Origin of the sequence: Patulibacter sp. (assembly GCF_030655195.1) — a bacterium.
Classification (GTDB): Bacteria; Actinomycetota; Thermoleophilia; order Solirubrobacterales; family Solirubrobacteraceae; genus Patulibacter.
The window spans coordinates 1-20721 of record NZ_JAURWA010000153.1 but is presented as its reverse complement, the minus strand read 5'-3'; the positions used below and the strand labels follow the sequence as shown (position 1 = coordinate 20721).

Sequence of the window (20721 nt, the reverse complement as noted above, 5' to 3'; positions counted from 1 at the left end):
TCCGCCCCCGAGGGTCAGCCCGCGGTCGAGCGGCGGATCGGGGACGACTCGGCGCCGCCGGGCCGGGCGAACGGGCCGTCGCCGCGCACCGCACGGCGGACCGGCAGCGCCCGGACGACCTCGCACTGCCGGTCGATGAGCGACAGGCCGCGGGCCATCAGGGTCTCGGCGTCCAGGCAGTGGCGCTCGACCCGGCCGGCGAGCTCCTCGATCCGGGCGACCGGGAGCCCGCCGCCGGCGCTGCCCCGGAGGACCCCGGCGATCTCGTGCAGACTGCGCACGATGTCCATCAGGCGGTCGCGCACCGCGTCGATCTCGACGGCGTCGTCCGGTGCACGATCCGCGGCGTCCGCGAGGTCCTGCCGGGCGGCGTAGAGCCGCTGGGCGACGTCCTCCGTCATCCAGTCCGCGTAGGCGAGGACCGCGGCCATCGGGTCGTCTGGGATGTCGTCCTGGACCATGCTGCGCCTTCGGGCCGATCGTCGCGCTGGGGGAGGGTTGAACGACGACCGTACCGGCCGGCCGGTCGCCGCGGGGCGGAATCCGGGGAGCACGGCCGGGATCCCCCGATCGCCGGCCGCGATCCTCGGACTCCGATCCGCCCGGCGCGAGCCGGGCGCGGCACCCTCCCGTGGGAGGGCGCTCGAGGGCTGGGACGCCGCGGGGGGCCGATCCCGACGACGGTTGCTCGAGAAACCTTCTCGACGTCGCGGCAGCGGATCCCATGCGCGCGCACCGGCACGGCAGACTGGCCCGATGCCGAAGCTGCAGCCCGTCGACGACGCCTTCTTCACCACCGCCCCCGCCCGGTTCGAGGAGACCTTCCGGATCGCCCGGCCCGCGGCCGAGGTCTGGGCCGAGCTCTCGTCGGACCGGCCGCTGCACTGGTGCCGGGTGCTGTCGATCCGCTGGACCTCCGACCGGCCGTTCGCCGTCGGCACGACGCGGCAGGCGAAGGTCTTCGGGGGAGCGATCTCGATCAAGGAGCACTTCTTCAACTGGGACGAGGGCCGCCGCATGTCGTTCTACGCGACGTCCGGCAATCTCCCGCTGTTCCGTCGTCTGGCGGAGGACTACGTCGTCGAGCCCGACGGCGACGCCGCCTGCCGCTTCACCTGGCGGGCGGGCATCGAGCCGACACCGCTGGGCAGGCCGGGCGGGCCGTTGAACGCGTTCGTGTTCAAGAGCGCGTTCGCCGACACCCGCAAGTACTTCTCGGCGACCTGAGCACCCGGCACCACGAGGGGTCCACAGGCCCCTCCGGTGCCGGTACCGTGTCCCGGCAGGAACCATCGTGCGGGTCCCCCGAAGCAGCGGAGAAGGAAGCGCCCCGACCGTGACATCCATCGAACCAGCGCCCGCCGACGGACGCGCGTTGGCCGAGGCGGTGCAGGACCCGTCACGGCTCGAGGTGGTCCAGCGGCTCGGGCTCCTCGACGGGGCCCCCGACGAGTCGTTCGACCGGCTGACGCGCATGGCCACGCGGCTGACCGGTGCGCCCGTCAGCCTCGCCGTGCTCGTCGACGACGACCGGCAGTTCTTCGTCAGCCAGGTCGGTCTGCCGGAGGCCGCCGCCGTGGCGCGCGAGACGCCGCTGAGCCACTCGTTCTGCCAGCACGTCGTCGCCCGCTCCTCCCCGTTCCTCGTCCCCGACGCGCGGGCGGACCCCCGGGTCAGCGACAACCTGGCCATCCGCGACCTCGACGTCGTCGCCTACGCCGGGGTGCCGCTGGTCGTCGAGGGCGAGACCGTCGGCTCGTTCTGCCTCATCGACAACGCCGCCCACGAGTGGACCGCCGAGGAGATGGAGGTCCTCCACGACCTCGCCGGGATGGCGATGACCGAGATGTCGCTCCGGCTCTCGGTGGCGGAGGAGCGGCTGCACCTGCGCGAGCAGGAGGCGCTGCGGGCCGTCGCCACGCTCGTCGCCGGCGAGGCCCCTCCCGGGGCGGTCTTCGCCGCCGCCGCCGAGCACGTCGCCCACGTCTTCTCCGCCGCGGTCAGCCGGGTCGTCCGGCTCGAGCCCGACGACGAGCACCGCCTGGTCGGGGCGTGGACGCGGGACACCGTGATGGTCGAGGGCGTCGGCGAGCTCGTCGAGCTCGACGAGCGCTCCGCCATCGGCAGCGTCCTGAAGGGCCGTCGCGCCACGGGGATCCGGCGCCCGGAGCCCGACGTCGCCGGCAGCTCGGTGCTGCGCTCCGGGATGGCCGCCCCGATCACCGTCGACGGGCGCTTCTGGGGCGGCATCAGCGTGGGCTGGGACGTCGAGGTGCCCGTCGACGAGCGCGAGCTGGACCGGCTGACGCGCTTCGCGGACCTCGTGAGCCTGGCGGTCACCGGCGCGCAGGCCCGGGAGCAGCTCTCGCAGCTGGCGTTCACCGACCACCTGACCGGTCTCTACAACCAGCGCGCGTTCTCCGAGCGGCTCGAGGAGGAGGTCCGGCGCTGCCGGCGCTACGGGCGTCCGCTCAGCCTCGTCGTCTTCGACCTCGACCACTTCAAGCTCGTCAACGACACCCACGGCCACGAGGCGGGCAACCGCGTGCTGGCCGAATTCGCCTCGCGCCTGGTGGCGATGCGACGGGGCAGCGACGTCGTCGCCCGGGTCGGCGGCGAGGAGTTCGCGTGGATGCTGCCCGAGACCGGGGGCAAGGCGGCGATCAACGCCGCCGAGCGCGCCCGGGCGCTGATCGCCGACACCCCGTTCCTCGGCATCGGCCGACTGACGACGTCGATCGGCATCTGCTCGCTCGAGGACGCGTCCGACGCGCAGGAGCTCTCCCGCCACGCCGACCTCGCGCTGTACTGGGCCAAGGCGGCGGGACGCAACACCGCGGTCCGCTACTCGCCCGAGCTGATCGCCCTGCAGCCCGGCAGCGACAGCGCCGACCGCCTGGAGTCGGCCAAGACGCTGGCCGCGATCCGCGCCCTGGCCGGCGCGGTCGACGCGAAGGACCCGTCGACGCAGCGCCACTCCGAGCGGGTCGCGCAGCTCGCCGGCGAGCTGGCCGGCGTCGCCGGCTGGGACGCGTCGCGGATCGTGCTGCTCCACAGCGCGGCCCTCGTCCACGACGTCGGCAAGATCGGCGTCCCGGACACCATCCTGCTGAAGCCCGGCCACCTCACGGACGAGGAGTACGCGACGGTCAAGAGCCACGCCGCGCTCGGGGCCGAGATCGTCGCCGACCTCCTGAGCCGCGAGCAGGTCCAGTGGATCCGCCATCACCACGAGCGCCACGACGGGCGCGGCTACCCCGACGGCGTGTCGGGGGCGGACTTCTCCGAGGGTGCGCGGCTCCTGGCCGTCGCCGACGCGTGGGACGCCATGACCGTCGCCCGCCCCTACGGGTCCCCGCGGCCGATCCCCGAGGCGATCGAGGAGATGAAGCGCGGGATGGGCGGCCAGTTCGCCCCCGACGCGGTCCACGCGCTGCTGCTGCTGTACGAGAGCGGCGCCCTGGGCGCCCGCAGGCCGGTCACGGGCGACTGACCGGGACGGCCCGCCGGCCGGGCCGCCGTCGAGGTCACGTGCCGGGTGGCACCGCACCGCCCGTCACGGTCGCGACGACGAGGTAGTCGACGCCCGGGACGAACGGCCACGCCCACAGGTGCGTGGACGCCACGGGCACGTCGAGCGCCCGCAGCGCGTCCCGCGGATCGGCCTCGCGCGGGCCCTTCAGCCCGGCGGCCAGGTCGAGGGCGGCGGGGAGGTCGGCCCCGGCCACGTCGAGCAGGTCGCCGAGGTCGTGGGGCTGCGCGTAGCCGTTGCCCCAGCACGCACGGTCGTGCAGGTGGACGACGACCGGGGCGGAGGCCTCCAGCCGGGCGACGACCGCGCGTGAGACCTCGTGACCGTGGGCGCCGAGGAACAGCCGGCGACGCTCCTGCGGCACGCCCGCGTCGAGCATCGCCGGATAGAGCAGCTGGCTGTAGAGGAGGTCGCCGACGACGAGGTCGTAGGCGCCGCCGGGCAGCGGGGGCGCCGTGCCGCCCGGGGTCACGGGCCCGGTCGCGGCGGCGTCGGACGACGGCCCCCGTCGGGCGGCCGCCACGACGCGGTCCGCGGCGCCCAGCGTGACGTCGTGCTCGACCACCCGGATCCGGCGACGGAGTCCCCGCCGGACGCGGCCCCGGGCGCGAGAGGCCGTCGCGGCGTCGATGTCGACGAGCGCGACGGTCGCCGCCCGCGCGGCGATCCGGGCCAGCGGGACGTCGTCGCCGTTGCCCGCGCCGACGATCGCGACGCGATCCCCCGGACGGACGAGCGGGTCCAGCAGGGTCCACAGCGCGTCGCGGGCCGGGGCCCAGCGGGCGCGGCGCCCGCGCTCGCGGCGCCCGTTGCGGTCGGCGTTGGCCTGGGCGACCGTCGGTGTCGGGTCCATCGCCGGCGACGCTAGCGGCTGGGGCGGAGCACTACGATGGGCGGCCTCGTGCCCCGGCTCCTCCTCATCGGCATCGGCGTCGGCGACCCCGACCACGTCACGGTCCAGGCCGTCCGGGCGCTCGACGCGTTCGACGTGCTGTTCGTCGTCACGAAGGAGGGGGTCGACGAGCCCCTCGCGCTCCGCCGGACCGTCGTCGACCGTCACCGCACCGCGGGCGACTACCGCACCGTCGAGCTCGCGGATCCGCCGCGGGCCCGCGAGATCGACGGCGACCACCGCGCCGCCGTCGACGCCTGGCGCGCGGCCCGCACCGCGACGTGGTCCCGCGCGATCGCCGACGGCCTCGGCGAGGACGAGACCGGGGCGTTCCTCGTCTGGGGCGACCCGTCGCTCTACGAGTCCACGCTGGCCATCGTGCAGGGCGTCGCCGCCGCCTCCCCCACGCCCCTGCCGATCGAGGTGATCCCCGGCGTCAGCTCCGTGCACGTCCTCACCGCCCGGCACGGCATCCCGCTCAACCGCGTGGGCCGTGCGGTGCAGATCACGCCGGCACGCCTCCTGGCCGACGGCATGCCCGCGGACGTCGACGACGTCGTCGTGATGCTCGACGCGCGGGCGACGTTCGCCGCCATCCCCGCCGAGGGCATCGACATCTACTGGGGGGCGTACCTCGGCACGGAGGACGAGCTCCTCCGCAGCGGCCCCCTCGCCGAGGTCGGCGCCGAGATCGCGACCCTGCGCGCGGAGGCCAAGGCGCGCAAGGGCTGGATGTTCGACACCTACCTGCTGCGCCGCACCGCCTGAGGCCCCGAGGGACCGCACGGGTCCCGAACACACCCCCGACCCCCGCCGTCGCCGACCGGAGGGACACCGCCACACGGCCGTCCTGCGACCGGGCCGGCGTGGCCGAAAGCTCCCCCGGTCGGGGGTGGGTCGCCACGCGCCCCGAGGTCTAGCCTGGACCCATGGTCGTTCTGCTCCCCCGCCCCCACCGCCGTCGCCGGCCGCTCGCCCACCGCACGCCGGAGGCCGGGCCGCAGCGGCCCGGTGCGCCCCGGGCGGAGACGATCCGATGAGCACGCCGGAGCCGATCGACCTCGTCGGCGTCGTCGGCGGGGGCCAGATGGGCGCGGGGATCGCCGAGGTCTCCGCCCGCGCGGGCTGCGACGTCGTGATCGTCGAGGTCTCGCAGGAGCGCGCCGACGCCGCGCTCGAGCGGATCGGCGCGTCGCTCCAACGCGGTGTCGGCCGCGGCAAGCTCACGGCCGAGGACGCGGACGCCACCCTCGGACGGCTGCGGGCGTCGGGCTCGATGGACGACCTCGCCGATCGCCAGCTCGTCGTCGAGGCCGTGATCGAGGAGAAGCAGGCCAAGCTCGACGTCGTCGGGCGACTGGCCGAGGTCGTGCGGGATCCCGACGCCATCCTCGCGTCGAACACGTCGTCGATCCCGATCGTCGAGCTCGGTGCAGCGGTCGGCTCCCGGTCGACGAACGTGCTCGGGCTGCACTTCTTCAACCCGGTCCCGGTGCTCTCGCTCGTCGAGATCATCCCGTCCCTGCTCACCGCGGAGACGGTCACCGAGCGCGCACGGACCTTCGTCGTCGACCGGCTGGGCAAGGACCCGATCAACGCCCCGGACCGTGCGGGCTTCACCGTCAACGCGCTGCTGATCCCCTACCTGCTCTCCGCGATCCGGATGCTCGAGCAGGGGCTCGCGTCGGCGAAGGACATCGACGACGGCATGGTCAAGGGCTGCGCGCACCCGATGGGCCCGCTGCGCCTCTCCGACCTGATCGGCCTGGACACGGTCCTCGGCGTGGCGGAGACGCTCTACGACGAGCAGCGCGAGCAGCTCTTCGCCCCGCCGGCGCTGCTGCAGCGCCTCGTCTCCGCCGGCCGGCTGGGTCGCAAGACCGGGCACGGCCTCTACGACTACGCCTGACGGACGGGGCCACCGCCACGGCCGGCGCCGGACGAACGTCCGGCCCGGCGGGCGCGGGTCACGAAGAGGTCACACGCGGACGGCCGCGAGGTCTACGGTGGCGCCATGGACGACCGCGACCTCGCTCACGCCGGCCCCCTGCGACGCCCCGAGCCGCTGCGCGCCCGGGCCCGGCCGCGGGCCGTCGACATCGACGACCCGGACAGCATCGCCGCGCCGGGGCGACCGTCCCGGCGCAGCACGTGGGCGCGGGCGACGATCGGCGACTCGCGCGTCGGGGCGCGCACCTCGCGGATCGTCCGCAACCGCTGAGCTCAGGCGGAGGCCTTCGCGGCCTCGGCCTTCTTCAGCACGCCGGCGCGCGCCGTGTGCGCGCGCTCGTACGAGACGACGGCCTCGACGCGGGCCTTGCCGGCCGACGCCAGCGCCTTCTGGATCTGCGCGGCGGTCTGCTCGTCGTAGCCGGGCCACGGCTCCGAGCCGAGGAGCCCGTCGACCCGGTCGGTCACCGTCGACCGGTCGGCCGTGCGGCGCTCGTAGGCCGCGACCTTGGCGAGGTCGATCTGCGAGAGCTTCGGCAGGCGCGAGACGATCTCGTCGGCGGTCAGCGCGTCGTAGCGCTGGATCGGCAGGTCGTCCTCGGACGCGACCGCGCCCTTCGCGGCGCCCTCGGCCTTGGCGACGCCGGGCACCTTGCGCGCCTGACGGGCGGTCTTCTTCGCGTCGCTGCCGGCCTTGCGCCCGGCGTCCGTCGCGGACCGCTTCGCGTCGGTCGCGGCCTTCTTCGCGTCGTCGCGGGCCTTCTTGCCCGCGTCCGCCACGGCCTCGCCGGCGGCCTTGGCCGCCTGGGCCGCGCCCGTCTTCGACGCGTCGAAGGACGGGTCGCCGTCGACGTCCGCGCGGACGACGGCCTTCGTCAGCGCCGGGATCTCGCGGAGGATGCGCTCGAGCATCTTCTCCTCGTCCCCACGGATCGAGGCGGCGAGCTTCGCGGTCGTCTCGTCCCCCAGGGTCGTGGCCAGCTGCTCGAGCGCGGTGTAGGTCGCGATCTCGAGCGCCTCGGTCGCCGCGGCGTCCTTGGCGTTCTTGAGGATCTTCTCCTCGCCCCCGGAGCCCCGGACCAGATCCGCGGGCGTCTTGGCGAGCGCCATGGCCTGGCCGACGATGGCCTCGGCGAGGCCCACGACGGCCAGCAGCGGGTTGGAGCCCTCCTTGAGCTCGCCGATGCGGTCCTGCAGCCGGGAGGCGTGGCCGCGGGTCTCCTCGAGGTGGGTCTCGAGGCCCGAGCGGAAGCGCCCCTCGGGCGTCATCGCGATCTGGGACTGGAGCACCCGGACGAGGGCGACCTCGCTGGCGTGCGCCTCGTTGAGGTACTGGACGACCTTCTGCTCGGAGCGGCTCATGGGTCCTTGGCGTGGGGTGCGGGTGGTGCGGGCCCGCGGGATCGCGGGCCCGGTGCTGCGTCGCCAGTACCCAGCCGGCCGCCGCGCACCTGCGGCCCCTTTGCGATCGCGCACACGAGCGGCGGGCCCGGGAGGCGCCGGGCGGTGCGGCCGGCGTCAGGGGTCCGCCCGCAGCTGTGCGACGAACCCGAGGACGATCACCCGCGCATCGTCGAGGTGGCGGCGCGCCGCCAGGACGTCCTGGAGCGCCCAGGCGTGGTTGTAGTGGCGGGCCGTGACCTCGATCCGACGCTGCAGGGCGCCGAGCGCGGCTGCGATCTCGTCGATGGCCTGCACCGTGAGGCGCCCGCCGTCGTGTGCGGAGCGGTCGAGCCGGCGCAGCCGGTCGAGGACGTCGTGGGCCTCCATCCGCAGCTCGCCGGGCGTCGACGGCCGGGAGCTCATGGACGACGGCGTCCGGCAGCGGCGCGGGCCGGGGCCGGCCCGGGGCGTCCTGGTGCTCGGGCCGCATGCTCGGGGTCCCCACCCTCGTCGCCTCGCACCGCGCACCTCGTCCGTCGTCGTGGTCCGGATCACCGTGGTCGACATCGGGTGGTCGCCGGGGGCGACGCCGTGTCCGGCGGGTCCCGGTCGACCCGGTGTCGGCGGACCCGGGCGCCCCGGCGACGGGAGCACCCGAGCCACGCGTCCCACGGGACGACCGCTGCTCACGCACGTTCTACCCGCACGGCGTCGGGCCCGCAAGGCCTGGGTCCCCGCCCTGGACACCCGGCGGCGTGTGAGATCCGCCGACCGGTGCATCCGCCCGCCGCTGTACACCGTTCACGGAGGGATGCATCAGGCTCAGCAGACCGCCGACAGCGCCCCGGCGCCCGCCCCCGGCGACGCCGAGCTGTGGCTCGCGGTCGAGCGGCTCGGGGGTCGTCTGGCGACCGCCCACGACCTGATGGCCCGCCTGGCCGACCGTGCGGCGGGGACTGCCGCCGCGGGACCTGCCGCCGTGGACCACCGGGGCACCGACGGCGCTCCGCTTCCCGAGGTCGCCCCGTCTGCCGTCGCCGCCCCGGTGGGGTCTGCCGCTCCGGTGCGGCCTGGCGCTCCGGTGCGGCCTGCGGCTGGGGTGCGGCCTGGCGCTCCGGTGCGGGCTGCGGCTGCGCTGCGGCCTGCCGCTGCGGTGCGTCCTGTGGCACCGGTGCGGCCCGCCGCCGCCCCGATGCCCGCCGCGGGCGGCCCGACGGCGCCCGCCCCGGTCCCCGCGCAGCTGCTGGCGTACGTCGTCCGTCCCGCACCGGTCACGGGCCCCCACGCCGGCGCCGCACCGGCCGGCGACCCGTCCGACCGGCTCGCGTCGGGCCCGCGCGGCGACGGCCGGCACCCGGTCCGCCTCCGGTCCTGACGGCCCGCGAGGCCGGGGCTGCCACGTCCGGCGTCGTGGCGACGGCCGCCTGACCTCACGACGGGCGGGGTGCCCGCAGCGCCCGGACCACCGCCCGCTCCGCCTCCGCCAGCGCGGCGCCCGCCGCCCGCAGGTCGTCGAGGCCGTCCGGCTGGACGTCCCGCGGACCGCACCGCTCCGGCCGCCCGACACGCCCCGTCGCGCACGACGGTCCGGGGCCGGCCCCGGACCGTTGGACGGGGTACGCCTGCAGCGCGCCGGGTGGACGCATGGGCCACGGGGGGCCCGCCGACCCCGGAACCGCCTCGGGACGGCGAACCGCCCGATCGGAGGGGCCGGAACGGGCCGTTCGAGGGGCTGGAACCGCCCACGCGGCTGAAATCCGCCCTATGAACCGGGCCCGCGCCGCCCTAGGATGACCGGGACGGACGGGGGATCGGTGTGCGCCAGCGCCCCGGACCTCCGGAGCAGGACCCGTGGTGGCCGCCCGTACATGCGACGGACGGCTCGTTCGGAGGTCGACGCCCACGCCAGCCGAAAGCCCGGTCCATGCCGGTCCGTTCCTCCTCCGACAACGACGCACCGTTCCCCGCCGGGGCCGCGGTCGACCTCTCCGTCGCCCGCGACGAGACCCGCCGGGTGCTCGATCTCCTCGGACGTCTCGACGACGAGCTCCGGGCCACGACGCGGTCGCTCGACGCGTTCATCCTCCGCCTCGAGCGCGCCGACGACTGACGACCGGCCGGCGGGACCGGCCGGACGCAGGATCAGCGCACCCGCGGCAGGACGTGTTCGCGGTAGGCCGCGAAGAACGCGTCGTGCTCGCCGCCGACCTGCTGGACGTACAGCTCGTCGACGCCCGCATCCGCGTAGGCCTGGATCCGCTCGACGTGCAGGTCGAGGTCCGGACCGCAGGCGATCGACTCCGCGATGCGCTCCTCGGTCACCAGCTCGCCGGCCTGCTCGAAGTGGGCCGGGGTCGGGAGGATCTGCGCGAGCTCGCCGGGCAGGCCATCGTTGGGCCAGAGCCGCAGCGCCGTCGCCTTCGCATCGGCCTCGTCGGCGCGGTAGCACGCCTTCATGCCGGCCTGGACGACCGCGCCGTCCTTCGCTCCCGCCTTGAAGCGGCCGATCAGCTCCTCGTCGGGTCCGACGGTGCAGAAGCCGTCGCCGATCCGGGCGGCGAGCTCGGTGGCCTTGGGACCGAAGGCCGAGACGAGGACCTCCGGCGGCTCCTCCGGCAGCGTGTAGAGGCGCGCATTCTCCACGACGTAGTGGGTGCCGCGGTGGCTGACCTGTCCGCCGGCCCACAGCTCGCGCATGATCGCCACGGCCTCCTCGAGCATCTCCAGGCGGACGTCGGCCTCGGGCCACCCGTCGCCGAGGACGTGCTCGTTCAGCGCCTCCCCCGTGCCGACGCCGAAGCGGAAGGTGCCGCCGGTGAGCAGCGACGAGGTCGCCACCGCCTGCGCGAGGATCGCGGGGTGGATGCGGACCGTCGGACAGGTTACGCCGGTGGTGATCGGCAGCTCCGGGACGGCCTGGGCCAAGGCCCCGACCATCGACCACACGAAGGGCGACTGGCCCTGGGCGTTCGTCCACGGGTGGTAGTGGTCGCTGATCCAGAGACCCGAGAAGCCCGCCTCGCGAGCCGCCCTCGCCTGCGCGAGCTGCTCGTGGGGTCCGTATTCCTCGGAGGACAGGAAGTAGCCGATCTTCATGGTCCCTCGGTGCCCGGCGGACGCGACCGCCATGCGGGCCGGGCCCCCGACCGGGCCGGCGTGGGTCGCGCCCACGCCGGTCGCCGTCGCCTAGGCCGCAGCGGGGTCGCGCGCCGGCGCACCGACCTGCTCATCGAGCGCGTCGAACGTCTCGCCGCAGTAGACCGCCACCCGCTGCATGCTGGCCAGGCTGTCGCGGCAGCCCGTGAAGCCGATGCAGAACTCCCCCGCGTAGCTGACCGCCGTGATGTTCAGCGCCTGGCCGTCGAAGAGCAGCGACACGGGGAACATCTCGTCGACCCGGGCACCCTCGACGTAGCGGGGCTCGGCCGGCCCGCGGACGTTCGAGATGACGATGTTGTGCATCGGCCGCCCGCGCGCGCCGAGGCCGAGGGCGAGCTGGCCGAGGTACGGTCCCATCAGGAGCATCGTGTACGCGTCCATCGACGCCCGTGGCAGCTCGGAGATCAGGGCCTTCGCGGCGGCGGTCGACGCCACGACCTTGCGCATCCGCTCTCGGTGGTCGGCCTCGTCCGTGCCGATCAGGCTGTGGATGAACGTGATGGCGTTGCCACCTCCGTCGTCGCCCTGCGCGCGGACGGAGACCGGCAGCGTCGCCACGAGGCTGCGGGACGGCAGCGTGTCGTGCTCGTCGAGGTACCGCCGCAGCGCGCCGCCGCAGAGCCCGAGCAGGACGTCGTTGATCGTCGCGTCGTGCGCCCGTGCGATCTCCTTCAGCCGCGCCACGGGGTAGTGCTGCGTGGCGAAGCGGCGCGGGGCGTGGATCGTGCCGTTCAGGACCGTCCGCGGGGCGCGGAACGGGACGGCGTGGTCCTTGTTCCTCGGGAGGACCGTCTCGCGGATCTGCCGCAGGCCGACGCCGGTGATCTGGCGGGCGCTGTCGGCCCAGCCGAGCGCCGCGCGCCCCGTCCGAAGCGGGGCCGTCGCGAGCGCCTGCGCCTGCGCCGCGAGGTCGCGGCCGGGCACGTCCGCGCGCTCGTCCTCGGTGCGCCGGGGCCGCCGGGTGCCCTGCGCCCACAGCGGGGGCCGGCCGCGCTCGTCGCCGTCCGTGGCGAGCACGCGGTCCATCAGGCCCATCGCGGCCATGCCGTCGAGCTGCGAGTGGTGGAACTTCCAGTAGACGGCGAAGCGGTCGTCCGCGAGACCCTCGATGACGTGGCACTCCCAGAGCGGGCGGTGCCGGTCCAGCGGGTGGGAGTGCAGCCGCGAGATCAGGACGCCGAGCTCGCGCTCGCCGCCGGGCCGCGGCAGCGCCGAGTGCCGCAGGTGGTAGTCGAGGTCGATCTCGTCGTCCCGGAGCTCCTCCCAGGCGGGCAGCGGCACGATGCGCGGGCGCAGGTTGAACGGGCTGCGGAACGTCGCCTGCCGGCGCCAGCCCCGCACGAGGTCGGTGACGAACGACGCCGGCGCACCCTCGGGCTTGGAGCACTGCATCAGACCGCCGACGTGAGCGGGCGTGTCGCGCCGCTCGTTCAGCAGCCACACGGCGTCGGCGGGCTTGAGCAGTCTCATCGGCCGAAGCTACCCGACCCGCCGGGCCGTGGCGAGGGGAGCATCGCGACCGACGAGGGCGGAGCGCCACGGCTGGCAGTCCGCGCACCAGTAGGTGGGGCGGTGGTCGTCCCCGCTGCCGCGCTGGAGCACCCGTCCGCGGCAGCGCGGGCACGGCCGTGCGGCGCGGCCGTAGATCTCCCGCGGGCGCAGGTGGGTCCCGAGTCGCCCGCAGCGCTGGATGCGCGGCGCGATCCACCGCACCATCGCCGCCAGCTCGTCGTCGGTGACCGCGTCCAGCGGCAGCAGCGGGTGGATGCCCAGCGCCCAGCAGACCTCGACCTTCCAGACGTTGCCGACCCCGGCCATCGTCCTCTGGTCGAGGAACGCGTCGCCGACCGGGCGCGTCCCGTCGTCGTCGCGCAGCCGCCGGACGATCCGCGGCACGTCGACCTCGCGCGCGACGCACAGGTCCGGGCCCAGGCGCCGCAGGCGCGGGTCGCCGAGCGTCTCGGCCCGCGTGCGCAGCAGCAGGAACGGACCGCCGAACTGCGCGACGTCGCGACCGGCGCGGCGCAGGACGACCCACGCCGTCTCCGGTGGCCGCGGCCACGACTCCTCGTGAGGTCGGACGAGCCACGACCCGCTCATGCCGAGGTGGTTGTGGACGACGAGCCCGTTGTCCGTCCGGATCAGCAGGTGCTTGCCGCGTGCGGTCACGCCGACGACGCTCGCCCCGCGCAGCTGCCGGTCCCACCGGCGGCCCCGGGTGCGCCCGCCCGGGTTCCACGCCCCCTCCAGGGGGCTGCCCATCAGCGCCGGCCGCAGGCGGCGGGCGAGGTGGTGGATCGAGTCGCCCTCCGACACCGTCCTGCGGTACGGGACGAGCCCCCGCGGAGGTTGCGCCGCGGTCGACCTCCGCAGGTCCCCGGGCCGCTCAGGCCCCGGACGCCTCGCCGAGGACGAAGACCTCGGCGGCGTAGTCCGGCTCGACCTGGGTCGCGCTGAGGCACGCCAGCACCGGCCTGCCCGTGATCGCCCCGACGCCGGCGACGAGGTCCTCGCGCATGACCTCCTGGTAGCTCGCCCGGAGCCGCCGCACGTCCTCCGACCGCCCCCGTTCCACGAGCACCCGCTCGCCCTTGGTCAGGGTGTCCTCGAGGACCACCAGGACGGTGTCCTCGCCGAGCACGCATCGCGTCCGCGTCGCCCCTCGCCCGGTGAACCGGTGGAACGTGCGCGCCACGAGATCGTTGAGCTCCTGCTGCCGGCTCGACGTCGAGCCCTCGGTCACGGCCATGCCGCACCTCCTCGCCTCCCCGGGATCGTGGAGGAGCGCCCCGGCGGGGAACGACGACTGCACCGGGACCTCCTCGACGTTCCGTCCGGCCCCCGCTCTCGCAGTCTCCGGTCCAGGCTCGCTCGCGAGGATCGTACCGCCACGGGGCGCGGCAGGTGCCGCCGGGCGTCGTAGGATCGCCCGCATGACCGACGCCACGCCGGAGACCGACGGGGGAGCATCCGGGCCGGACGAGGCCCGGGACGGCGCCCTGCTCGCCGAGCTCTCCAACGACATGGTGCGGATGCACAAGCGCTACTGGGGCCGGGGCGCGGTCGAGGCGAAGTCCTACCTCTTCGACGACCTCCTGCTCGTGGTGATGCGAGGCGGGCTGACGATCGCGGAGGAGTCGATGCTCCAGAACGGGCACGAGCGCGAGGTCCGTGCGTTCCGTCAGCTTTGGCAGGACGACATGACCGACGAGCTGGTCGAGATGGTCGGGTCCCGTACCGGGCGCCACGTCGTCAACTACCAGAGCCAGGTCATGTTCGACCCGGACGTGGTGCTGGAGATCTTCATGTTCGGGCGGCCCGGGTCCGGCGAGCCGAACGCCACCCGCGCCCCGGCGACGGAGCGGCTGACCGGCGCCGTCGGCGCGGCCGCGCGCGAGGTGCTGCGGGAGCTCCCCGAGGCGGCGGCGCAGCGCGGGGACGACCCGGCGCGGGGCCGCGACGAGGACGAGCGCCGACGCGGTCGCTGAGGCGGTCCGGGGGCCCGGTCCTCCCCCGGAGCCCGCGTGACGCACGCCACGCCCGCGGCGCCCCGGGTCGGCGTACCCCGCGGCCCCGCTGGGTACCGTTCCCACGTGCAGCTGGAGCCCCGCCTCATCGACGTCGACGTCCCCGACGACCCGCAGGGCGTGGTCCTCGTCCTCCACGGCGGCGCCGCCCGCCGGGCGGCGATGGCCGTCAGCCCGACCCAGCTCTCCGTCGTCCGCATGATCCCGATCGCCCGGCGGGTCGCCCGGCGCGGCCGGGGTCGCCTCGCCGTCTACCGCCTGCTGAACTCGCAGCGCGGTTGGGACACGGAGCACACCCCGGTCGACGACGCGCACTGGGCGCTGGACCGGATCGCCGAGCAGCTCGGCCGGGCCCTTCCCGCCTGCCTCGTCGGCCACTCGCTCGGCGGCCGCGCGGCCCTGCTCGCCGCGAACCACACGGCGGTCCGCAGCGTCGTCGCGCTCGCCCCCTGGGTCTACCCGACCGACCTGCCGCGCGGCGCCGACGACCGGCGGTTCCTGATCGTGCACGGCGACGGCGACCGCGTCGCCAGGGCGGAGCGCTCGGCCGAGGTCGCGCGCGCCCTCGGCCGCCGCGCGGACGTCGGCTACGTGACCATCGAGGGCGGCAAGCACGCGATGCTGCGCCACCACGCCGCCTTCGACGGACTCGCGGCCGAGTTCGCCGCCACGACGCTCCTCGGGGAGCCCGCCGGCGACGTCCTCGGGCGGATCGAGGCCGGCGAGGCCTGGGTCGCCGTCTGAGCGGCCCGGCCGCGGCCGGTCAGGCCGGCGGGGCGGGCACGGGGTGCGCCTGCAGCGCCGTGGCGACGGCGGCCAGGTTGGACGCCATGGCCCGGCCCGTCGTCAGGGTCCAGTCCCGCTCCTCCGTGGAGTCCCACTCCTCCTCGCCGGGACCGGGCCCCTTGTTCCAGTAGGTCCAGTTCTGGCCCGGCAACGTGTAGCCGATGTCGTTCAGCGCGCCGCAGATCTCGGCGATGCAGTGGTGCGCGCCGTCCTCGTTGCCGGTGACCACGACGCCGGCGACCTTGCCGTAGGCCACCGGCGTCTCGTCGTCGTCCTTCGTCTCCGCCAGCATCGCGTCCATCCGCTCGAGGACGCGCTTGGAGACGCTGGAGGGCTGGCCCAGCCACGTCGGCGTCGCGACGATCAGGACGTCGGCGGCGAGCACCTTGGCGTGCAGCGCCGGCCACTCGTCGCGGTCGGTGACCGCCTCGGAGACCACACCGGGATCGACCACGTGGTCGGTGACCCGGACCGTCTCGGTCTCGAAGCCGCGCCCGCGCAGCTCCGCCAGGACGTGCTCCGCGAGGTCCCCGGTGTTCGACGGCTCCGGCGACAACTTGAGGGTGCAGTTCAGGCACAGGACGCGCATGGCGGGTCGCTACCCGAGCCCCCCGGGGGACATTCGACGCCGGCCCCGGCCGGCGGTGCACGACCCCGGACGAGGACACGCCGCCCGTCGCGGCCGCGGCGACACCGTCGCCCGAGGACGCGGGAATGTGCCCGCGAGCCCCGGGTAGCGACGGCTGGAGCGGCCCCACGGCCGACCCCGATCCCCCCGGAGCCCCACATGAAGGCCCTGACCTGGCACGGCAAGCGCGACGTGCGCATCGACACCGTCCCCGACCCGACCATCCAGCACCCCACCGACGCGATCATCAAGGTCACCTCGAGCGGCATCTGCGGCTCGGACCTGCACCTGTACGAGGTCCTCGGACCGTTCCTGGACGCCGGGGACATCCTCGGCCACGAGCCCATGGGCATCGTCGAGGAGGTCGGCGCGGAGGTCACCCACATCAAGAAGGGCGACCGCGTCGTCATCCCGTTCAACGTCTCCTGCGGGCACTGCTTCATGTGCGACCACGACCTGCAGTCGCAGTGCGAGACGACCCAGGTCCGGGAGTACGGCTCCGGCGCGACGCTCCTCGGCTACACCAAGCTCTACGGCCAGGTCGCCGGCGGGCAGGCCGAGTACCTGCGCGTGCCGCAGGCCCAGTACGGGCCGATCAAGGTCCCGGAGGGCCCGAAGGACGACCGCTTCGTCTACATGTCGGACGTGCTGCCGACCGCCTGGCAGGCCGTGCGGTACGCGGACATCCCGAAGGGCGGCTCCGTCGCGGTCTTCGGCCTCGGCCCGATCGGCCTCATGTCCGTCCAGATCGCCAAGCACCTCGGCGCCGGGAAGGTCTTCGGCATCGACCTCGTCCCCGAGCGCCTGGCGGAGGGCGAGCGCCGCGGCGCGATCCCCGTCGACATGAACCAGGTCGAGGACCTGACGGCGCACGTCCAGGAGCAGACCGACGGCCGCGGGACCGACTCGGTCATCGACGCCGTCGGCATGGAGGCCCACGGCGCGCCGGTCGGCAAGTTCGCGCAGACGATCGCCGGCTTCCTGCCCGACAAGCTCGCCCGCCCGGTCTTCGAGACCGCCGGCGTGGACCGCCTGAGCGTGCTGCACGCCTCGATCGACGTGGCCCGCCGTGGCGGCACGATCTCCCTGTCGGGGGTCTACGGCGGCATGGCCGACCCGATGCCGATGCTGCAGATGTTCGACAAGCAGGTCGTCATGCGGATGGGGCAGGCGAACGTCAAGCGCTGGATCCCGGACATCCTGCCGCTCGTGACCGACGACGCCGACCCGCTCGGCGTCGAGCAGCTGGCGACCCACAAGCTCTCCCTGGACGACGGCCCCCGGGCCTACGAGACGTTCCAGAAGAAGGAGGACGGCATGATCAAGACCCTCCTCCAGCCGCACGGACCCGCCTGAGGTCCTTCGGGAGCGGGGTGGGCGCGGCACCGAGGCCGTCGGCGCCCGCCCGCCGCCCCGGCGCCGCCGACCTAGGCTCCGCCGCCCACGCCGGTCCGGATCTCGTCCTGCCGGAACCTGCCGCCGGCGTCGGCCCGCAGCGGCGGGGTGTCGCCGCCGGCGCGGTCGTGGAGCCCCTCGAGCAGCTCGCGCAGCACCGACGGCCCGTCGTGGCGCGGGGTCCAGCCGAGCGCCCTGATGCGGTCCGTGGCCAGCAGCGGCGACTGCATCGCCAGGTCGACCCAGCCCGGGGGCGTCGGCTGCACGCGGCCGAGCCAGGTCGCCTTCGCGACCAGACGGAGCGCCCGCGCCGGCACCGGCACCGGGAGACCGCCGAGCCGTCCCCCGAGCACCCGCGCGAACCTGCGCGGGGTGATGACGGGCTCGGCGGCCACGTTGTAGGCCCCGCGCGTGCCCGCCGTGCGGAGGACGAGCCGGTAGGCCTCCGCCACGTCGTCGGCGTGCACGACCTGGAAACGCAGCGCGGGCGGCAGCGGCACGACCGGGACGCGACCGGGCCGGACGAGGGCGCTGGGCCAGAAGGGCCCGAGGAAGTACCGGCGGATCTCCTGCGCCGCGGAGCGCTGGAAGATCAGCGCGGGGCGCATCCGGACGACGCGGACCTCGGGATGCCCGGCCTCGAACTCGTTCAGGAGGCCCTCCACCGCGACCTTCTCGCGCGAGTAGAACGAGGACGCGACACCGGTCGTCGGCCACGACTCGTCGACCCGCTCGTCGGGCCGGCCGCCGTGCGGGCCGTAGGCCGCCAGCGACGACGCGTGGACGACCAGCGGGACGCCGGCCGCGGCGACCGCGTCGAGCACGCGCGCGGACCCGCCGACGTCCGTGGCGCGCGTCAGCTCCCGGTCGCGCGAGGGCTGGATCCTCCAGGCCAGGTGCACCACGGCGTCGGCCCCGGCGAACAACGACGCCAGGTCGTGGGTCCGGACGTCCCCGGCGACCCACTCGACCTTCCCGGGCCGGCCGTCGGGTCGGCGACGGGCGAACCCGACCACCTCGTCGACCCCGGGGTCCGCGACGAGCGCCCGGACGAGCGAGCTGCCCACGTTGCCGGTGGCCCCGACGATCACGATGCGCACGGCCCGTGCCTACCCGCCGGCGTCCGGACGGAACCGCGTCCCCGCCCGCTCCCGGCCGACGTCGTGCCCGCCGGGTCGGCCCCGCCGGCCGCGTCGCTCAGCCGCCGTCCGGGGTGTCCTCGAGGAGGAACACCTCGGTGGCGGCGTCGTGCGACGGGCGGTAGCCCGGCACGTGGGTGCGGACCTTCCGGCCCGTCGCCCGCTCGACGATCTCGACGAGCTGCGGGGTGCAGTGCTGCTGGACCTGCGCGCGGGCCTCGCGTACGAGGTCGCGCGAGCCGATCGCCAGGAGCGTCCGCTCGAGCGGCGTGTCGGTGTCCTCGAGCACGCACACGACCAGATCGCCGACGATCGTGGTGGACACCTTCGTGGGCCCGCGACCGAGGCGGACCTTGTAGAGCTGGGCGATCCCGTTGGAGATCTCCTGCTGCGGGACTGGTGAGCGATCGGGCATCGCGGGCTGAGGCCTTCGGGAGCGGAACGTCGACAGGGATCTGCACTGCCGAGCGTTCCGTCGCGTGTACGGTCCGCCCTCTCGTGGGTGCTGCGGCGAGGGCGCTCCGCGTCCCCTCCGGGCGCGGGTCGTCCCCGTCAGGGGCCATACGCTAGTACGTCCGCGGGCGGACGCGCCGCGACCGCGCGGTGGCGGTCGTCGCCGTCGACCGGGACGCATCCCCACGGACACCCCGGAGATACCGGACTGCCACGGACGCGGCGGACACTCGGTCCATGTCGTACCGCCGCTCCCTCGCCTCCCGGGTCGCACCGACCGGGACCCCGTGCGGGACGACGCGAGCCGTCCGCCACCCGGAGCGCACCGCATGCTGATCGAGACGTCGTCCACCGTCGCCGCCGCGAGCATCCAGATGCCCCAGCCCGCCCGGACCGAGGACCGACGCGGCGCCCGCGACGGTGCCGAGATCGCCGCGCACCACGCCCGCACCGCCCGCATCGAGCGGGCGCTGGACGCCCTCGACGACCTCGCCCGGACGCGTCGCACCTACGAGCTCGTCGAGGCCATCGAGCGCCTCGGGGCCGGCCTGGGCTCGACGATAACGTCGCTGGACGACACCCTGGCGACCATGGCCGGACCGCACCGCCTCGCGATCGAGGCACCGTCGGCCTGGGAGCCCATCTCCGCCCCGCTCGTCCCGATCACGGCGTTCGTGGCCGGCCCCGACGTCGCCCCCGCCGCGGCGCCCGCCGACGTCGCGCCCGTCCACGTGCCGTCCCCCGCTCCCGCCGCGACCGCCGTCGTGGTGCCCGCCGCAGCCCCGGCCCCGGCGCTGCCCGGGCACGAGCGCCGGCAGGCGCCCGCGGGCCTCGCGGCCTTCGTCATCGACTTCCCGGCGACCCAGGGCTGACCCGCCCCGGGGCCGCGCGAGCGCCCCGTCCGCCGGTCCGCTCCGGCGCCCGGTCCCGCGTCGCCCCCCGGTCCCGCGTCGCCCCCGGACCCGCGCCGGCCCGTCCTAGGACGAGGACGCGAACGCCCCGGTCCTCAGACCGCGCAGGTCGCGACGGGCAGGCGCGGTCGGTCGTCGGCCCCGAACGGCAGCGCGACGAACTGGAACACGAACCAGCGCGGGCGGCCGTCCGCCGCCCGGACCAGCGACACCTCGAGGCGGGTCGGGACGACGTGGCCTGCGGCGTGGACGTAGCGCTTCTCGACGGCGTACCGCGTGCGGAGGCCGTCCAGGACCTCACGGCCCAGCCCGACGTCGGACGCGACGTCGTCGGGGTGCGTGAGGTCCTGCAGACCGCACCGCATCAAGGAGGCCTCGTCACGCCCCAGCAGCTCGCAGAGCCGGCGGTTCACGCGCAGCCAGCGCCCGTCGGGCGAGATCAGCGCCTTCGCGATCGGGGCGTGGGCGAACGAGAGCTCGAAGAGCTCCCCCGCGTCGGTCGGGCGCGTCCCCTCCCCGTGCCGGCCGGTCACGTCGCGGGAGATCGCGATGCCGCCGACCACCCTCGCATCGTCACGGACGGGCCGGAACTCGATCTCGTAGACCGCACCGTCGGCGGCGCGGTGGACGAGCGTCGTCGCCCCGCCGCGCAGCGCCGCCTCGTATCCGGGCCGCAGCCGTGCCCACACGTCGGCCGAGAGGACGTCGGGGGCGCAGCGACCGACCACGTCGCGGTGGCGGTAGCCGTGGCGCTTGAGGGCGGAGCCGGCCGACGCGCAGAACCGGTTCTCGCGGTCGAAGACGAGGATCGACACGTCCGTCATCGACTCGAGGGCGGAGAGGACCAGGTCCGCAGCACCGGCCGCGCGCTCCAGCGCGTCGCCGCCGTGGGCCGCGCGACGCACGGCACCGGCACCGGCCACGACGGCGTCCTGCGCGCCGACGCCGTGGCCGGCGCGGCCCTCG

Annotated in this window: 22 protein-coding genes; 10 read left to right on the top strand and 12 right to left on the bottom strand. The window is 75.3% G+C overall.

Annotation, left to right across the window (positions count from 1 at the left end):
- Nucleotides 1-14 precede the first annotated feature (14 nt).
- Entirely contained in the window at nucleotides 15-461 is a 447-nt protein-coding gene (locus Q7T67_RS17460) for a hypothetical protein (RefSeq protein ID WP_304792672.1), read from the bottom strand.
- Nucleotides 462-756: 295 nt separating this feature from the next.
- Between Q7T67_RS17460 and Q7T67_RS17455 the strand changes: the two genes are divergently transcribed.
- Nucleotides 757-1227, top strand: a complete 471-nt coding sequence (locus Q7T67_RS17455) for an SRPBCC family protein (protein ID WP_304792669.1) — start codon at nucleotides 757-759, stop codon at nucleotides 1225-1227.
- Between the two features lie 109 nt (nucleotides 1228-1336).
- Nucleotides 1337-3493, top strand: coding sequence for a diguanylate cyclase (locus tag Q7T67_RS17450; RefSeq protein WP_304792667.1), 2157 nt, complete (start codon nucleotides 1337-1339; stop codon nucleotides 3491-3493).
- Between the two features lie 34 nt (nucleotides 3494-3527).
- On the opposite strand, the gene Q7T67_RS17445 is transcribed toward Q7T67_RS17450, so the two are convergent.
- Nucleotides 3528-4385 carry a hypothetical protein gene (locus Q7T67_RS17445; protein ID WP_304792664.1) on the bottom strand — a complete coding sequence of 286 codons (858 nt, stop codon included), beginning with the start codon at nucleotides 4383-4385 and terminating at the stop codon, nucleotides 3528-3530.
- Between the two features lie 36 nt (nucleotides 4386-4421).
- On the opposite strand from Q7T67_RS17445, the gene cobF reads away from it, so the two are divergent.
- The 3 genes from cobF to Q7T67_RS17430 all read left to right on the top strand — a co-directional run bounded on the left by cobF (nucleotide 4422) and on the right by Q7T67_RS17430 (nucleotide 6645).
- Nucleotides 4422-5192, top strand: a complete 771-nt coding sequence (gene cobF, locus Q7T67_RS17440) for a precorrin-6A synthase (deacetylating) (protein WP_370695417.1) — start codon at nucleotides 4422-4424, stop codon at nucleotides 5190-5192.
- A gap of 268 nt (nucleotides 5193-5460) precedes the next feature.
- On the top strand, nucleotides 5461-6333 hold the full coding sequence (locus Q7T67_RS17435; protein WP_304792658.1) for a 3-hydroxybutyryl-CoA dehydrogenase: 873 nt from the start codon (nucleotides 5461-5463) through the stop codon (nucleotides 6331-6333).
- A 105-nt stretch (nucleotides 6334-6438) separates the two neighbouring features.
- Entirely contained in the window at nucleotides 6439-6645 is a 207-nt protein-coding gene (locus Q7T67_RS17430; RefSeq protein ID WP_304792655.1) for a hypothetical protein, read from the top strand.
- A gap of 2 nt (nucleotides 6646-6647) precedes the next feature.
- Here Q7T67_RS17430 and Q7T67_RS17425 read toward each other — a convergent pair whose 3' ends face one another.
- Both Q7T67_RS17425 and Q7T67_RS17420 read right to left on the bottom strand, forming a co-directional pair.
- On the bottom strand, nucleotides 6648-7736 hold the full coding sequence (locus tag Q7T67_RS17425) for a ferritin-like domain-containing protein (RefSeq protein ID WP_304792653.1): 1089 nt from the start codon (nucleotides 7734-7736) through the stop codon (nucleotides 6648-6650).
- A gap of 156 nt (nucleotides 7737-7892) precedes the next feature.
- Nucleotides 7893-8180 (bottom strand): hypothetical protein, encoded by a 288-nt coding sequence (locus Q7T67_RS17420; protein WP_304792650.1) that lies wholly within the window; start codon nucleotides 8178-8180, stop codon nucleotides 7893-7895.
- A gap of 1501 nt (nucleotides 8181-9681) precedes the next feature.
- Between Q7T67_RS17420 and Q7T67_RS17415 the strand changes: the two genes are divergently transcribed.
- A complete protein-coding gene (locus tag Q7T67_RS17415) occupies nucleotides 9682-9867 on the top strand; it encodes a hypothetical protein (RefSeq protein WP_304792648.1) in 186 nt (61 codons plus the stop codon).
- Between the two features lie 32 nt (nucleotides 9868-9899).
- Here Q7T67_RS17415 and Q7T67_RS17410 read toward each other — a convergent pair whose 3' ends face one another.
- The 4 genes from Q7T67_RS17410 to Q7T67_RS17395 form a co-directional block, all read right to left on the bottom strand.
- On the bottom strand, nucleotides 9900-10853 hold the full coding sequence (locus tag Q7T67_RS17410; RefSeq protein WP_304792646.1) for a TIGR03557 family F420-dependent LLM class oxidoreductase: 954 nt from the start codon (nucleotides 10851-10853) through the stop codon (nucleotides 9900-9902).
- A 90-nt stretch (nucleotides 10854-10943) separates the two neighbouring features.
- Nucleotides 10944-12386, bottom strand: coding sequence for a wax ester/triacylglycerol synthase family O-acyltransferase (locus Q7T67_RS17405; protein ID WP_304792642.1), 1443 nt, complete (start codon nucleotides 12384-12386; stop codon nucleotides 10944-10946).
- 9 nt (nucleotides 12387-12395) lie between these two features.
- Nucleotides 12396-13232 (bottom strand): DNA-formamidopyrimidine glycosylase family protein, encoded by an 837-nt coding sequence (locus Q7T67_RS17400; protein WP_304792639.1) that lies wholly within the window; start codon nucleotides 13230-13232, stop codon nucleotides 12396-12398.
- A gap of 70 nt (nucleotides 13233-13302) precedes the next feature.
- Entirely contained in the window at nucleotides 13303-13665 is a 363-nt protein-coding gene (locus Q7T67_RS17395) for a Na-translocating system protein MpsC family protein (protein ID WP_304792636.1), read from the bottom strand.
- Nucleotides 13666-13849: 184 nt separating this feature from the next.
- Between Q7T67_RS17395 and Q7T67_RS17390 the strand changes: the two genes are divergently transcribed.
- Together Q7T67_RS17390 and Q7T67_RS17385 are read left to right on the top strand one after the other, a co-directional pair.
- Complete coding sequence (locus tag Q7T67_RS17390; protein ID WP_304792633.1) at nucleotides 13850-14404, top strand: Na-translocating system protein MpsC family protein; 555 nt, start codon at nucleotides 13850-13852, stop codon at nucleotides 14402-14404.
- A gap of 105 nt (nucleotides 14405-14509) precedes the next feature.
- On the top strand, nucleotides 14510-15187 hold the full coding sequence (locus Q7T67_RS17385) for an alpha/beta hydrolase (protein ID WP_304792630.1): 678 nt from the start codon (nucleotides 14510-14512) through the stop codon (nucleotides 15185-15187).
- Between the two features lie 19 nt (nucleotides 15188-15206).
- Here Q7T67_RS17385 and Q7T67_RS17380 read toward each other — a convergent pair whose 3' ends face one another.
- Nucleotides 15207-15818 (bottom strand): flavodoxin family protein, encoded by a 612-nt coding sequence (locus Q7T67_RS17380; RefSeq protein ID WP_304792627.1) that lies wholly within the window; start codon nucleotides 15816-15818, stop codon nucleotides 15207-15209.
- 198 nt (nucleotides 15819-16016) lie between these two features.
- On the opposite strand from Q7T67_RS17380, the gene Q7T67_RS17375 reads away from it, so the two are divergent.
- A complete protein-coding gene (locus tag Q7T67_RS17375; protein ID WP_304792624.1) occupies nucleotides 16017-17213 on the top strand; it encodes a zinc-dependent alcohol dehydrogenase in 1197 nt (398 codons plus the stop codon).
- A 71-nt stretch (nucleotides 17214-17284) separates the two neighbouring features.
- On the opposite strand, the gene Q7T67_RS17370 is transcribed toward Q7T67_RS17375, so the two are convergent.
- Both Q7T67_RS17370 and Q7T67_RS17365 read right to left on the bottom strand, forming a co-directional pair.
- On the bottom strand, nucleotides 17285-18352 hold the full coding sequence (locus Q7T67_RS17370; RefSeq protein ID WP_304792621.1) for an NAD-dependent epimerase/dehydratase family protein: 1068 nt from the start codon (nucleotides 18350-18352) through the stop codon (nucleotides 17285-17287).
- Between the two features lie 97 nt (nucleotides 18353-18449).
- Entirely contained in the window at nucleotides 18450-18806 is a 357-nt protein-coding gene (locus Q7T67_RS17365) for a DUF2294 domain-containing protein (protein ID WP_304792619.1), read from the bottom strand.
- Between the two features lie 367 nt (nucleotides 18807-19173).
- Between Q7T67_RS17365 and Q7T67_RS17360 the strand changes: the two genes are divergently transcribed.
- Entirely contained in the window at nucleotides 19174-19716 is a 543-nt protein-coding gene (locus tag Q7T67_RS17360) for a hypothetical protein (protein WP_304792616.1), read from the top strand.
- Between the two features lie 134 nt (nucleotides 19717-19850).
- Here Q7T67_RS17360 and Q7T67_RS17355 read toward each other — a convergent pair.
- Nucleotides 19851-20721: bifunctional diguanylate cyclase/phosphodiesterase (locus Q7T67_RS17355; protein WP_304792613.1), on the bottom strand; the 871-nt coding region annotated here is incomplete at its 5' end.